Annotated in this window: 8 protein-coding genes and 1 pseudogene; 5 read left to right on the forward strand and 4 right to left on the reverse strand. The window is 62.6% G+C overall.

The annotated features are described in order from the left end of the window. Positions 1-95 precede the first annotated feature (95 nt). From sfnG to EOA23_RS06185, 4 genes are all read right to left on the reverse strand, one after another. On the reverse strand, positions 96-1,199 hold the full coding sequence (sfnG, locus tag EOA23_RS06170) for a dimethylsulfone monooxygenase SfnG (protein ID WP_127303237.1): 1,104 nt from the start codon (positions 1,197-1,199) through the stop codon (positions 96-98). Positions 1,200-1,362: 163 nt separating this feature from the next. After that, complete coding sequence (locus EOA23_RS06175) at positions 1,363-2,781, reverse strand: FAD/NAD(P)-binding protein (RefSeq protein WP_127303238.1); 1,419 nt, start codon at positions 2,779-2,781, stop codon at positions 1,363-1,365. Next, positions 2,778-3,950: an FMNH2-dependent alkanesulfonate monooxygenase gene (ssuD, locus tag EOA23_RS06180; protein WP_127303239.1), complete on the reverse strand. Its 1,173-nt coding sequence runs from the start codon at positions 3,948-3,950 to the stop codon at positions 2,778-2,780. The genes EOA23_RS06175 and ssuD overlap by 4 nt, the downstream gene beginning before the upstream one ends. Before the next feature lie 299 nt (positions 3,951-4,249). Further along, positions 4,250-4,882 carry a tyrosine-type recombinase/integrase gene (locus EOA23_RS06185; RefSeq protein ID WP_127303245.1) on the reverse strand — a complete coding sequence of 211 codons (633 nt, stop codon included), beginning with the start codon at positions 4,880-4,882 and terminating at the stop codon, positions 4,250-4,252. 323 nt (positions 4,883-5,205) lie between these two features. Between EOA23_RS06185 and EOA23_RS06190 the strand changes: the two are divergent. The 5 genes and pseudogenes from EOA23_RS06190 to EOA23_RS06210 all read left to right on the forward strand — a co-directional run. Next, a pseudogene (locus tag EOA23_RS06190) lies at positions 5,206-6,502 on the forward strand (adenylate/guanylate cyclase domain-containing protein); the annotation flags it as partial. 1,090 nt (positions 6,503-7,592) lie between these two features. Continuing rightward, positions 7,593-10,934: a DUF5801 repeats-in-toxin domain-containing protein gene (locus EOA23_RS06195; RefSeq protein WP_127303240.1), complete on the forward strand. Its 3,342-nt coding sequence runs from the start codon at positions 7,593-7,595 to the stop codon at positions 10,932-10,934. A 63-nt stretch (positions 10,935-10,997) separates the two neighbouring features. Beyond that, positions 10,998-11,396, forward strand: coding sequence for a hypothetical protein (locus EOA23_RS06200; RefSeq protein WP_127303241.1), 399 nt, complete (start codon positions 10,998-11,000; stop codon positions 11,394-11,396). Positions 11,397-11,445: 49 nt separating this feature from the next. Beyond that, positions 11,446-13,893: a peptidase domain-containing ABC transporter gene (locus EOA23_RS06205; protein WP_245474030.1), complete on the forward strand. Its 2,448-nt coding sequence runs from the start codon at positions 11,446-11,448 to the stop codon at positions 13,891-13,893. Continuing rightward, positions 13,890-14,854: HlyD family type I secretion periplasmic adaptor subunit (locus EOA23_RS06210; RefSeq protein ID WP_127303242.1), on the forward strand; the 965-nt coding region annotated here is incomplete at its 3' end. The genes EOA23_RS06205 and EOA23_RS06210, both read left to right, overlap by 4 nt.

Raw genomic sequence — 14,854 nt, forward strand, 5'->3', positions numbered from 1 at the left:
GCGAAGGCGCGCACGGTCCCTGCCGCGCGCCCGATCGGGCGTGCGGTTCATGATCGTCGGCTGGCCGGACGAGTTCCGGCCGGCGGCTGGCGTTGTTATTCGGCGGCGAGCGCCGCCGCGGCTTCCGCGTTTTCCAGCTTACGCACGAGCGGAATGACGTGCTTTCCGAAATACTCGACCTCTTCCTGGAAATGCAGGAAGCCGAGCAGGATAAGATCGGCGCCGGCGCGCTTCAGATCGACGATACGCTCCGCGACCTGTTTCGGCGTGCCGATCAAATTCGAGCGGAAACCGTCATTGTACTGCACCAGATCGTCGAAGGACGACTTCGCCCAGTTGCCCTCGCCTTCCGGCGAGGCCTTGCCGGCATTCTTGACCTCATGGCCGAAGGCATTCACGGCCTCCGGATTGGCCTTGGCGATGATCTCGGCCAGGACCGCCTTCGCCTCTTCCTCAGTCTCGCGCACGATGGCGAAAGCGTTGACGCCGACCTTGACCGAGTGGCTGTTGGCCTTTGCCTTTGCCTGGATGTCGTCGACCTGCTTGGCGATCTCGGCGGGCGTGTTGCCGTTGGTAAAGTACCAGTCCGAAACGCGCGAGGCCATGTCGCGCGCCGCGCGCGACGAACCGCCCTGGAAGATCTCGGGCAGCGGCTTCAGCGGCTTCGGCTTCAGCGAATACTGGTTGAAGCGGTAGAAGTCGCCGCGGAAGGTGAAGCTGTCCTCGGTCCAGATGCCGCGCAGCGCGCGGATGAATTCTTCCGAGCGGCGATAGCGCTCGTCATGGTCGAGCCAATGCTCGCCGATGGCGTGGAATTCGCCGCGGAACCAGCCGGAAACGAGATTGATGGCGACGCGGCCGCCGGTCAGATAGCTGATGGTGGCGAGCTGCTTTGCCGCCAGCGCCGGGTTCCACGGCCCCGGCAGGATCGCCGCGATCACCTTCAGCGTCTTGGTGGCAGCGAGCAGGTCGTGGCTGAACGATACCGACTCATGCTGCTCGTCGGCTCCATAGCCGGCCGTGAAGCGGATCTGGCTCAGCGCATAATCGAAGCCCGCCTGCTCGGCGATCTGCGCCAGCTTGCGGTTGTACTCGGCCGAGTGGTTGGTCCTCTGCTCGATGTTCGAGATGACAAGGCCGCCCGAGACGTTCGGCACCCAATAAGCGAATTTGACTGCGTCGCGATCGTTCTGCGGCATGGAGATCTCCCGGTTTGGCCTGTCCCAACGATTGATCCGGACGTGGCCGGATTTCGTCGCCAATTATTAGTCTACTGAGTATATATACAAAGTAGGATTTTCCGTTTTGATAGCCCTGCCCGGACGGAAATACCAATTCGCCTGCCTGCACCGTCGTGGATTTTCAGCGCCCGCTCACGAACGACGACAGGGCACCGAGCAGGCTTTCGATCTCCGAGGCGACCGCTTGCGCGTGACGCGCCACTTCCGGCAGGCCCATCAACTCGCCGAAGGTACCGCGTGCCAATGGCCCAGCAATGAAAAGGCCTGGCACGGGCTCGCCGTCCGGACCGATGGCACGGCTGTCCGGCGCGGTCTCGATCCCGAGTCCATGGCGGTCGATCCGGATCAGGCCGGCATCGGCAAGCGAGCGCAGCGCCGGATTGGCGCTCAGCGCCTTGCCATGCGCCGGTCCCGTGGTGTTGATCACCGCGTCGAAATGCATCGTCTCGAATTGTCTTTGGCCGCGAAGGCGCAAAGTGACCGCTAGGCCGTCTCCGTCGTCGTTCGAGGCCACAAGGCTCGCGGCGATATTATCGAACGTGCCCTCGGCATGGCGACGATCGAGCACCGCCTGGACCTGTGGCGCGATGCGGAAGCGATGCACGTCCCAGAAGGCGCGCAGCCGCCGCACCAGCCGGGTGCGCTGATCTTCCTGGAGAGCGGACCAGATCACCGGTCCCTGCAGCCGCAACTGATCGAAGACTGACTGCCAGTTGACGCCGCCGGCATCGGCCACTGCCAGCGTCGAGCGGATATTCTCGAGCAATCCGAGCGCGGTCGTGGCCGGCGTGGCAGTGAAATCGCCAAAAGGTTCGCCGCGTACCTGCGGGTGCCCGCGCGAACGCAATCCATGGCGCGACATCGCCAGGATGCGCCCGCGATGGCCGCGGCGATCGAGCTCGGCGACGGTGTCGGCCGAGGTCAGGCCGGAGCCGACGATCAGCACCGACGCGTCGGGAGCGATCGAACCGAGCGCATCGCCAGAGTAGACGTCGGCAACGAAACCATCCGCCTCGGCGATCGGCTCCAGCGCGACCGGAACATCAGGCGACGGGTGCGTCATGGCGAGAACCACCATGTCGGCGGCGATCGGCTGACCGGAAGCAGTCACGATCCAGCCGTCGCCGTTGCGCTTCACGTCGCTTGCATGATCTCGAACATGGCGGATCGCTCCGCTGGCGATATGCGGCGCCAGGTGCTCGGCGACATAGCGGCCGAACACATGTCGCCTCGGATAGATGTCGTCATTACGCCAGACGGCGTCCGGGTCGCGCTCGACCTCGCCGTCATGCGCCAGCCAGCGCGAAAAATGCTCCGGCTCGTCCGGCGACAGGCTCATCCTGGACGCTGGCACGTTGACGCGATGCGACGGCTCTTCGCTGGAATAGGCCAGCCCGCCGCCGAGGAACGGACACGGCTCTATGACAGTGATCAATGGCCGGGCGGATTGGCGCGCCAGATGCCAAGCCACGGCTCCGCCGGTAAAGCCGCCGCCGAGGATGACGACATGGCTGCGTGGCCGAGGCGGCAACGCGTTCACGAGGCGCTGGCGAGCGATTTCGGACGATGGGCGCCGGCGATCGTTTCGCCGAACGGACCGGTGTTGACGGACGAGCCGGGCGCCTTGACCGGATGCTCGGTCGGCAGATGCGGCAGCACCAGCTCGCCGAAGCGATAGGCTTCTTCGAGATGCGGATATCCCGAGAGGATGAAGGTATCGATGCCGAGCCGCCTGTATTCGTCGATCCTCTCGGCGATAGTGGCTGGATCCCCGACTAGCGCCGTGCCGGCGCCGCCGCGCACTAGACCAACGCCGGCCCACAGGTTCGGCGCGATCTCCAGCTTGGACCGGTCGCCGCCATGCAGCGCGCTCATCCGCGCCTGGCCGACCGAGTCCATGCGCGCGAAAACCTTCTGCGCCGAGGCGATGGTCGCGTCGTCGAGCCGGCTGATCAGCCGGTCGGCAGCGGCCCAGGCTTCCTCGGTGGTTTCGCGGGCGATGACGTGCAGGCGGATGCCGAAGGAGAGCTTGCGGCCCGCCTTTTCGGCAAGCTCGCGCACACGGTCGAGCTTGCGCGCGACATCAGCGGGCGGTTCGCCCCAGGTCAGATATTTGTCGATCTCCTGTGCCGCCACGGTCGATCCCGCATCGGAAGACCCACCGAAATAGAGCGGCGGATAGGGCGTCTGCACCGGCGGGAACAGCAGCCTACCGTCCTCGATGCGGAAATGCTTGCCCTGATGCTCCACCGTCTCGCCGCTCAGCACGCGCTTGTAGACCTGCAGGAATTCCTGCGTCACCTCGTAGCGCTCGGCATGCGACAGGAAGATGCCGTCGCCCTTGTTCTCCAGCGGATCGCCGCCGGTGACGACGTTGATCAGCAGCCGTCCGTTGGAGATGCGGTCGAGCGTCGCCGTCATGCGGGCGGCAAGCGTCGGCGACTGCAGGCCGGGCCGCACCGCGACCAGGAAACGCAGCCGCTCTGTCAGCGGCGCCAGAGCCGACGCGATAACCCACGAGTCCTCGCAGGACCTGCCCGTCGGCAGGAGCACGCCGTAATAGCCAAGCGTGTCGGCCGCCTGCGCCACTTGCGTCAGATAAGGCAGGTCGACCGCCCTGCCGCCCTCGGAGGTACCCAGATAGCGACTGTCGCCATGTGTCGGCAAGAACCACAGCACCTTGATGCGATCGGGGATTTCGGCAGCCATGTCGTCCTGCTCAATGAGGCAAATGATTTTCCTACCGGTGGCGCCAGCTGCGCCACAGGCCGCCCATCAAGCATAAGTTTAGTTCATTTGTAGAGATTGTATTTTCTATTTCGTTACCGGAGGGTGGAATTTCCTTATCGAAGGACACCCGGTTTAATGCGGGGCGGCCGCAGCCGCGTATCGGGGTTGAGCGTCGTCCGTGAAGGTCTGCTTCCGCGCGAGAATGATGCCAGCCCGTGCGTCTGAGCTGAGGGCGCAAGTTGGTCACGGCTCCACTCCTGAAGTGGAGCCGTGCCTGATCAAACCTCAGTTGCCTCGGAAAGTTCGAGAGCATCCTCGACATCGACACCCAGATAGCGGACCGTATTCTCGATCTTGGTATGGCCGAGCAAAATCTGGATGGCTCGCAGATTTCCCGTCGCTTTGTAGATAATCGAGGCCTTGGTGCGACGCAGGGAATGGGTTCCGTATTCCTCTGGTCGAAGTCCGACCGCCTCGACCCATTCGTCGACGAGACGGGCATACTGCCTCGTGCTCATGTGAGCCCTTGGATCGATCCTGCTCGGGAACGCGTAGTCATCGACTGTACCGCCGCGTCGCTCCAGCCATGCGAGAAGGCTGGAGCGTGCATCGCTTATCAACTCGAACTGAACAGGTCGGCCGGTCTTCTGTTGGACGACCATCGCGCGAGTTCGGATTTCCGGTCCTATCACGAGGTTGCCGATTTTGATCTTGACGAGATCGCAGCCGCGCAACTTGCTGTCGATGGCTAGATCGAAGAGCGCTCTGTCTCGCAGACGCCGCTCTCGATCGAGAAAGAAGCGTATCGCCCATATCTGTCGAGGTTTCAGCGGGCGTTTCGTTCCGACTTTCTTGCCTGCATTCCATGCCCGGCGATCGGAGGTGGTCAGGTCGTAGCAAGAGTGTCCCATTTCGTTTCTCCTTCGGTCATGATTGGCCACCAGAGAAACGCCCCGAGACTGTTGCGGGGCCGTAACCAGTAAGTCCGCTTGTGCCCAATGAAGAGTGATAGCGGACCTTCAAACTGCAAGATCAGATGTCGTGACTTGACCCAGGCAAGCCTTGCAGCAGCATCCTTTTTTACTCATAAGCTGACCTATGTGAGCAAGGCTCGCAAAAAACGACGTGGCTGCATTGATCACAGCCCCAGGGTCCAAGCACGCTCGCATTCGAAATACCAGTCGAATACACTCGTCGGCGAAGCTTGACGGGTGGACGAGGCAGGCACCAGCGTATGGAGCGACGGCTCACCGCAATCCTTGCAGCCGACGTGGTCGGCTACAGCCGCCTCATGGGCGAGGACGAGGTCGGCACGCTCGATCGACTAAAGAGTTGCCGTCGCGAACTGATCGACCCCGCGATAGCCGAATTCCATGGCCGCATTATCAAGCTCATGGGCGACGGTGCACTGGTCGAATTCGCCAGCGTCGTCGACGCCGTCCAGTGCTCGGCCGTTATCCAGCGCCGAATGGTCGATCGCAATATTGGCACCACTGAAACCCGGCAGATCCGGTTTCGAATCGGCGTTAATCTCGGCGACGTCATCGTCGAGGACGATGACATTTATGGCGATGGCGTCAACATTGCCGCGCGCCTCGAGGCTATGGCTGAGCCGGGGGGTGTATGTATATCGGGCACGGCGTTCGATCATGCGCTGCACAAGGTTGACGTCGGCTTTGCCAGCCTTGGCGAACAGCGGCTTAAGAACATCGCCGATCCGGTTCGCGCGTATCGGCTGCTGCTGGATCCCGCTGCATCGGGCAAGGTCACAGCCGCGCCACACCGGCCGGGATCGCGCGTCATGATCCTGGCAAGTGTCGCCGCTCTGGTGATTGCCGCGATTGCCGGCTTTTTCGCATGGCAGAAGTTCTCGATGCCATCGCGCCCATCGGTTGCCGTGCTGCCGTTTGCAAATCTCGGCGGCGATCCGAGCCAGGACTATTTCGCCGACGGCATCACCGAGGATCTGATCACTGACCTCACCAAGCTTTCAGGTTTGGACGTCATCGCGCGCAACTCGGTGTTCGCCTACAAAAACAAGCCTGCGGCGCTGGAGGACGTCGCGCGCGACCTTGGCGTCCGCTTCGTTGTCGAGGGCAGCGTCCGCCGCACCGGCGAGCAGATCCGCCTCAATGCCCAGCTCATCGATACGGCAACGGGCGACAATCTGTGGGCCAACCGGTTCGACCGGGGCATGGCCGGCGTGTTTGCCGTCCAGGAAGAGATGAGCGGGGAGATCGCCAAAGCGCTCGGCATGCAACCTTCGGCAGCGGAAAGCGAGCGCATGGCTCGCCCGCCGACCGAAAACCTGGAGGCCTACGACTTCTACCTTCGGGCCGAGCAGACGGCACGGACCGGCCGGCGCGACGGGCTGCGGGAGGCTCTCACGCTTTACGACAAGGCTGAGGAGCTTGACCCCGCCTTTGCCGAGGCCTGCGGCGGATGCAAGCATGACAGTCCATATCTGGCGTGAATCTTCCAACGACATCATGCAGAGCGCGCCCGCGCGCAAGCGCGCCTATGAGAAGGCAAAGACATGCAGGGGCTCCATCGGGTGCAAGCTGAATGGCCGACGGTTACGCCCTTGTTCAACGCGGGCCTTCCAAGAAAGTAAACCTTTTACGCATTCTGCGTTATAACCTCTCATGCCTAGGTTCTTCTTCGATATTTCCGACACCGGGGATGTCTATCACGACACACGCGGAGCCCTCCTACTCGGCACTGAGTCGGCCAAGGAACGGGCACTCGAAATGGTCCGCAAACTAGTGCCGGGCCGCCCCCGACTCAGTACCGCGATGTGGTTTGCACGGTCCGCGACTTTGACGGAAGACAGATCATGCAGTTCAGAATTGAATTTGGCAGGCCGGTCGCTAGCCCAGGAATTTCAGACTAATACACTGCCAAAGTTTGGCTTGCCACTAGCTGGCCTTGCATGTCGTTCGACATAGCGGGTGTACGTTGATAGAGTCGATGATAGCGCCCGGCCCACACTGTTTCGGCGCGCTCATATTTGTGATCAAAACAATCCAATTTGGACACGCTGACACGCTGCGTTGTTCCACACTCTAAGAGCGATGAGACTCAGACCCCGCGCAAGCGCGCGGAAAGCGCCCATAAAGCCGGGCGGCTGACTTACTTCCGATGTCGGATCGATCAATCGCCCTGTTCGAACCACCACACGGGACAAAAGTCCTCATGACCGGGTAACCGTTGGTCCCATTCGCACATTTTGTTAAAAGACAACAGTCCGATTTGAAATTTCCACAAATAAGCGTAAAGTTTTCGTGCTCAAGTTGAGCGGGAGGCGTACAGGCAGCAAATGCCTGTTGAAGAGGGGCGGGGTTGAGTATGCCGTCATTGTCGATCCTTGGTGCCCGCCGTTGGTGGGTCACCGATGCGCATAGGACGCGTTCGCCTAGACTTGCCTGATGGGGCAAGGAGCGGAGGAATAGCGACGGCTCCTCCCAACACCCTCTACCCCCTGAGCCAATCCAGAACTCCAGTTTCCTTTTAACGATGGCGCGCAGCGCCGGCTCCGGCCGCCGGATGTGCGTCCGTGCGGCCGGTTGCCGGGCGTTGGGCCGATACAGCGCCAGCCGCATTGAACCAGGGAGAATCGCAATGACGATCAGCTTCATTCTTAACGATCAGGCCGTCAACGACCAGACCACCGGGTTGCAAACAGGCGACAACATTGACGACGCCTTCACCGACACCGATGTCGCGTACTCCTCGCTGCCGGCCGGTTTTAGGACCTACCTCGAGACCACTCTCGGGCTGAGCAGCGCATTCCCGACCAGCATCGGTGTCGCAACCAAGACGAACTCGGTCACGGTCAACGCCACCGCCGGGTCTCAACTCGCCGGCACCACGTTCACTGACACCAACGGTGGTGCCCTCGACGGCGACAACAGCGGCCTTACTACCGTCGACGGCAAGGCCATCCTGCTTTATGCAGATGGAAGCAACACCGTAATCGGCAAATATGACAGCGATGGCAACGGCAGTGCCGACGCGATCGCCTTCGTCATCTTCAAGCAGGACTCGATCAACGCCGGTGCCACCAGCGATCAGGTGACCTTCAACGTCGTCACCTACGTTCCGACTTTCCACAGCGGCAGCACCAACCCGGATGACGCGGTCAATCTCGGCAACACCCTCAAGCTCGCGGCGACCGAGACGCTTAATTTCGGCTTTGCAGGGGCGCCCTCTGGTAGCAATCTGTTCATGACGTTCGGTGATCCAAACTCCACCCAGATCGTGGTGATCGGGAGAGACCCGTTGAACCAATCCCAGGGCGGAACCATCACGACCAAGGACGTGCTCAATATCAGCCAGGCGGGCAGCACCACCTCGTTCGGCGTCAACGGCAACGCGATCAACCCCACCGAGGGCGCGTTCATCACCTACGTCACCGGCACAAACACGAACTTCCTGGTGCCGAATTTGGACCAGAACGAGGCCGATGTCGAAGCCAACATCGACTTCCAGAACGTGGTCAATGCAACGGGGGCATCCTTCACCGTCAACCAGACCAATCCGGGCGTCGGACCTGTCACCGTCAAGATCACGGCGTACTCCACCGCCTATGAGCCTGGAGCGGGTTTCGTCGACGGCCTCACCAACGACACGAAGGTCAACATCACGTCGGCCTCGGTCACCGACTTCGTGGTCAAGACAGGTAATACTCAATACACCCCGGTCGCCACTGTCAACGCCGACGGCACCTTGACGATCACCGGCCTGAGCACGGGCGACAAGGTGTCGTGGACGACGACCGATCCCCACAACCGCGTGCTGATCGAAAACGTCAGCAACACGGATAGCGATGCCAATAACGACAACAACACTTTCGACATCGGCGGCTTCGGCATCGTGACGTCCAGCGGCTCCTCGACGTTCGTCGGCCAGCAGATCGTCATTGAGGATGACGGGCCGTCGATCACGGCGAGTGCGACAGGTGCGCCGACCTTGACGGTCGACGAGACCGTGCTGGCGACGGACGCGACAGCGGGCTTTGCGGCCCAGTTCACGAAGAATTATGGGACGGACGGCCAAGGCGCCACGCCGGTCAGCTACGCGCTGTCGACCCCTGGCGGGGCCTCGGGCCTGACCGACACAGCCACCGGCGAGTCGGTGGTTCTGTCGCTTGTCAACGGTCAGATCCTCGGCAAGACGGCGACAACAGGTCTGACCGTGTTCGTGGTCAGCGTCGACTCCAGCGGCCAAGTGACGCTCGATCAGCAGCGTGCAATCGTGCATGCAAATCCCAACGACCCCAACGAGTCGCGCGGCCTCACCGGCAGCAATCTGGTCGTGCTGACGGCGACTGCGACCGACGGAGACGGCGACCATGCCGCGGCGCCGCTCGACCTCACCCCACTGCTCGCCTTCAAGGATGACGGGCCGTCGATCACGGCGAGTGCGATCGGTGCGTCGACCTTGACGGTCGACGAGACCGTACTGACCACGGACGCGCAGGCAAGCTTTGCGGCCCAGTTCACGCCGACTTTCGGCAACGACGGCCAAGGCGCCACGCCGGTCAGCTACGCGCTGTCGACACCTGGCGGGGCCTCGGGCCTGACCGACACAGCCACCGGCGAGTCGGTGGTTCTGTCGCTTGTCAACGGTCAGATCCTCGGCAAGACGGCGACAACAGCTCTGACCGTGTTCGTGGTCAGCGTCGACTCCAGCGGCCAGGTAACGCTCGATCAGCGGCGCGCAATCGTGCACGCCAACCCCAACGACCCTGACGAGACGCGCGGTCTCACCGGCAGCAATCTGGTCGTGCTGACGGCGACTGCGACCGACGGAGACGGCGACCATGCCGCGGCGCCGCTCGACCTCACCCCGCTGCTCGCCTTCAAGGATGACGGGCCCTCGATCACAGTCAATAACATCACCAACGGGACCTACGCAGCGGGCGGCAGCAGCACCTGGCCCGAAGGTCCTGGCGCCGACGGGTTCAAGTCGCTGAACATAACCCTGAACAACTACACGATTGACGGCCATTCTGCCGTGACCGTCAACAGCTCGCTAGGGACCGCCACGACAACCGACGCAAACGGCAACTACGTCTTCAACGGGACGATCAATGCCGATTTCAATACTGACGGCATCTCGGACTCGGTAGCGTTCACGCTGGCATTCAAGCCGGGGGCTGACACCTACACGATCGCCGTGACGACCCCGCCCCCTGCGATCGTCAACTTCGACACATCGCAGGGTTCGCTGACGCCTGGGGGCCCCAACCCAGTGCAGACACTGACCTTCTCGAGCGGACCCGCAGCGGGACAGAGCGTAGTGTTCTTCGGCGCTGTGGCGACCGCGCCCGCAAAACTTGACAACGTCGCCGACACTCCGCCGAACGACATCCTGGACCTGGTGGGACTCGGGCAGCCGGACCTGACCAAGGCTCAGATCAATGGCTTCCTCACGCCGACCAATCAGATCCCGACCCTGATCAACGGCTCGACACAGATGAACGTGTCAACCTCAGGTATCGGTATCAACAACAACAACCTGGACGGGTCGGCGGCCGGGATCCAATCCACCGACGAAAGCTTTGTCGTCAATCCCTCGCAGCTAGTGGACCAGGTCAAAGTGTTCATCGACAACTCGGTGGGTGGTTATGACCCTGGCGCCGAGGATCTCGAGTACCGCATCTACTATAGCGACGGGACAGTCGGTGCCAATACGAAAGTCCTGGCGGCCGATCTTAGCAACGTCACGTCAGGGGTCGCCAAAGGCGGCAAGTCCTTCGTGATCTCGGACGTCGCTGGCGGCCCTCAGATCGACGCGGTCCAGCTGACGATGGCGAATGGAACGATCAAGATCCCGGTGATCCAGTTCACCATCCAGCAGTCGTTCTTGCCTGAACCGCTCAACATGAACCTGACGGCGACTCTCACGGACGGGGATAACGACACCAAGCAGAGCCAGTTCTCAATCGCTCTCGCCTGACGGTACACCATCCGCGGCCGGGCACTTGCCCGGCCGCCCTTCTTGTAAAATGGGGCTTGGGCAATGGACACGGTACCCGAAACCTTTGTCGATGCGTTTGGCGAGATTTCGCTCAAGCACGGCATGATCCGCATTGATCTGGTCTCGCTGTCGGGCTCCGAGCCGCGCGTGACGCAGCGGCTGATCACCAGCCTGCAGGCCTTCTCTCAAATGCTGCAGACGCAGAACGGCATGCGCGAACAGCTCGAGAAGGCGGGCGTGCTGCGGTCGCAGCAGCCGTCGTCACCGGGAGCCGAGCCGGGCTCCCAGTCCACTTCTCCCGTGCCGGTCGGCGAGGAAACGGCAGATGCTGGAGCAACGGTGGTGCGGCTGATGCCGCAGGCGGCATTGCCTGCGGCGGCAACGCCCGCGGCAACCGCGCGGCGGCGGCCGAAATCGCCAAATTTCAGCGACGAGCAATAGCCCAAATGCGTCGGTGCTTCATGCCCAACACTGCCCCTCTCCGCCCGTCATGGCGCAGCGGAAGCGGGAGCACGCCGAGGCCCGTTTGCGTCACGGCGCTCGTCCACGCGCCGACCTGCCAACATACCGCGGAGCGAGAGCCATGAGCGATCTCCATAGCGAACTGAATCGCTGGTTGTCCGATGCGCTCGCCACTCTCGCCGCCGCCGGGCACGGGCCGGTCGAGTGGCTCCACAGGCCGAGCCCCCCGGCTCAGTTCCTGCTGTGCACGGTGCTCGTATGGCTCGTCCTCACCTGGATGACCCGAACGCGCTCCTCCACCCTTCGCGCCGCCAAGGCTGATAATCTGCGCGGCAACGTGGAAGGATCTCCGGTCGAAACGGCACTGCAGTGCCTCGTCGCCATCGGGCGGCACTACGGCATCGATCTTTCCCCCGAGCGCATCAAGCACGACTTTGCGCTGAGGCCCGATGACGACATCACCCGGGTGCTGCCGAAGATCGCCCGCAGCAGCGGCATGCGCAGCCGCAAATTGAAGGTTGGCTGGAAGGACCTGCAACGCCTCGGCGACGCCTATCCGGTGATCGCCCGGCTGACAAATGGCAACAGCGTCATCCTGCTCGGATTCAACGAGAACAAGGTCGGGGTCCTCGACCCCCTTGCTGACTGCCTCGACGTATTACCCCTCGACCAGGCGACGTTCTGCAGGAAGTGGACCGGCGAGCTCCTGCTGCTGCGCCGCACATTCGCGCTGGCGGATGAGAGCCGGCCTTTCGGCTTTATCTGGTTCCTCCCGGAAGTCGTCCGCAACGGCGCGATGTTCCGCGACATCGCGGTGGCCGCGGTCGCGCTGCAGGTGCTGGCGCTTGCCCTGCCGATCTTCATCCAGATCACCGTCGACAAGGTGCTCGTGCACCAGGCCTATACGACACTCGTTGTGCTCGCCATCGGGGTCAGCGCCGCGGTCGTGTTCGACGCGATTTTCAATTATCTGCGGCGCATCCTGCTGGTCTACGCCTCGGCGCGGATCGATGTGCGCACCTCGATCCGCACCTTCGCGCGTCTGCTGTCATTGCCGATCGATTTCTTCGAGCGCGCCTCGGCCGGCGTCATCACCAAGCACATGCAGCAGGTCGAGAAGATCCGGGAGTTTCTGACCGGCCGCCTCTTCCTGACATTGCTCGACGCCACCTCGCTGCTGGTCATCGTGCCGCTGCTGTTCCTCTACAGCGGTCGCCTCGCCACAATGGTGCTCGGCTTTTCCGCCCTCACCGCCTGTGTGATCGGCGGTCTGATCCCGCTCTACCGCCGCAAGTTGCGCGTCCTCTACGAGGCCGAAGGGCAGCGTCAGGCCTATCTCGTCGAGACCATCCACGGCATAGAAACGGTCAAAGGGTTGGCGACCGAGCCCTTGCGCCAGCGCGATTGGGACGCACTCTGCGCCCAGGCCGCCGAGTCGCGGTTCGACGTAGGGCGGATTTCGACCTCGGCGCAGGCGGTGATCGGGCTCCTCGAAAAGCTGCTGACGGTTGCGGTCGTCGGCTTCGGCGCCCTGCTCGTCTTCGACAACCAGATGACAGTGGGCGCGCTGATCGCGTTCAACATGCTGTCGGGCCGGGTCACCACGCCGCTCTCACAGATCGTCGGTCTGGTGCAAGGCTACCAGGAGGCCGGGCTCTCGGTGCGAATGCTCGGCAACATCATGAACCGCAGTCCGGAGCGGCCACCGAATGTACGCGGCCTGCGCCCGCCGATCGCGGGCACTGTCGAGTTCGAGCATGTTCTCTTCCGCTACAGCGAAAGCGCTCCGCCGGCCCTGAACGACGTGTCGCTGACCATCCCGGCCGGTTCGGTTTTCGGCATCGTTGGGCGCAGCGGCTCGGGCAAGTCGACATTGACGCGGCTGATGCGCGGCACGTACCCGATCCAGCACGGCTCGGTGCGGATCGATGGTCATGAAATTCGCGAGCTCGACCTTCCGCATCTGCGCAGCAATGTCGGCGTCGTAATGCAGCAGTGCTTTCTGTTCCGCGGCACCGTGCGCGAGAACATCGGGGCGACTAGGCCAGATGCGACTCTGGAGGAGATCGTCCACGCCGCGACGATGGCCGGCGCCGACGAGTTCATCAAGCTTCTGCCGCAGGGCTACGACACCTTGCTCGAGGAGGGCGGCACCAACCTGTCGGGCGGGCAGCAGCAGCGCCTGTCGATCGCCCGTGCCCTGCTGCGCCAACCGCGCATCCTCATCCTGGACGAGGCGACCTCCGCGCTTGATCCCGAGAGCGAGGCGATCGTCCAGGCAAACCTTGCCCGCATTGCCGAGGGGCGAACCGTGGTCATGGTTTCGCACCGTCTGTCCTCGCTCGTCGCAGCGGATGCCATTGTCGTGCTGGATCGCGGCCGGATCGTCGATCACGGGAAACATGGCGAACTTCTGTCCCGTTGCATGACTTATCGACAGCTTTGGAACCAGCAGAACAGGCACCTTGCCCGATGAGCACGCTCCTTCCAGCGGTGAGAGACTTTCAAAGCGATGCCCGCAAGATTGACGAGCGGCGCCCGCCCTGGGTCGTGGGAGCCACGCTGTACGTACTTGTCGCGGTCATCATGGTCGCTGGCATTTGGGCGTCGGTAGCCAAGGTCGACCAGATCGTGGTCGCACCGGGCAAGCTGGTGACGACGGCCTCGACGATTGTGGTGCAGCCGCTCGAGATTTCGACCGTGCGCAGCATCGACGCCAAGGTGGGCGACATCGTGCGGAAAGGCGACGCATTGGCGACCCTCGACGCGACGTTCAGCGAAGCCGATGCCGATCAATTGCGCGGAAAGGTCGCAAGCCTCGCCGCGCAAATCGGGCGGCTCGAGTCCGAGCTCGACGACCGGCCATACAACCCCCAAAACCTGGATGACGAAGCGCGCCTGCAGTCGACGATATGGATCCGGAGGGTTGAGGAGAACAAGGCGAAGCTGGCTTCTTACGATCGGCAGATCCGCAATGTTCAAGCCCAGATGGCGACCAAGAGCGCCGATCGCGAGGCCTTGGAGGTTCGCCTTGGCGTGGCGAAGGATCTTGAGACGATGCGGGACGTTCTGCTGAAGAGGGAGGTCGGCTCGAAGGTCGACTATCTGTCTGCCAAGGGTCAGCGGCTGCAGGTCGAGCAGGAAATGCTGCTTGCGGGCAATAACATGGCTGAGCTTGAGGAGAATGTGGAACGCTTGAAGGCCGAGGAAGCGGCTTACCTCGCAGAGTTCCGCCAGAAGACCGCTGAGGAACTCGTCCAAGCGCGCCGCGATCATGATGCCGCGGCCAGGGAACTCGACAAGGCCGCGCGGCGGAAGGCTGTCACGGTGCTGACCGCACCCGCCGACGCGATCGTCCTCGAAGTGGCGCAGCGCTCTGTTGGTTCGGTGTTGAAAGAAGCAGAGCCACTTTATACGCTCGTTCCTCTGGGTTCTCC

Source organism: Mesorhizobium sp. M2A.F.Ca.ET.042.01.1.1 (assembly GCF_003997405.1).
Classification (GTDB): domain Bacteria; phylum Pseudomonadota; class Alphaproteobacteria; order Rhizobiales; family Rhizobiaceae; genus Mesorhizobium.

Excerpts from the sequence above, each read along its gene's own strand:
- sfnG (WP_127303237.1), bottom strand. The coding sequence starts at position 1,199 with ATGCCGCAGAACGATCGCGACGCAGTCAAATTCGCTTATTGGGTGCCG.
- ssuD (WP_127303239.1), bottom strand. The coding sequence starts at position 3,950 with ATGGCTGCCGAAATCCCCGATCGCATCAAGGTGCTGTGGTTCTTGCCG.
- EOA23_RS06185 (WP_127303245.1), bottom strand. The coding sequence starts at position 4,882 with ATGGGACACTCTTGCTACGACCTGACCACCTCCGATCGCCGGGCATGG.
- EOA23_RS06195 (WP_127303240.1), top strand. The coding sequence starts at position 7,593 with ATGACGATCAGCTTCATTCTTAACGATCAGGCCGTCAACGACCAGACC.
- EOA23_RS06200 (WP_127303241.1), top strand. The coding sequence starts at position 10,998 with ATGGACACGGTACCCGAAACCTTTGTCGATGCGTTTGGCGAGATTTCG.
- EOA23_RS06205 (WP_245474030.1), top strand. The coding sequence starts at position 11,446 with ATGGCGCAGCGGAAGCGGGAGCACGCCGAGGCCCGTTTGCGTCACGGC.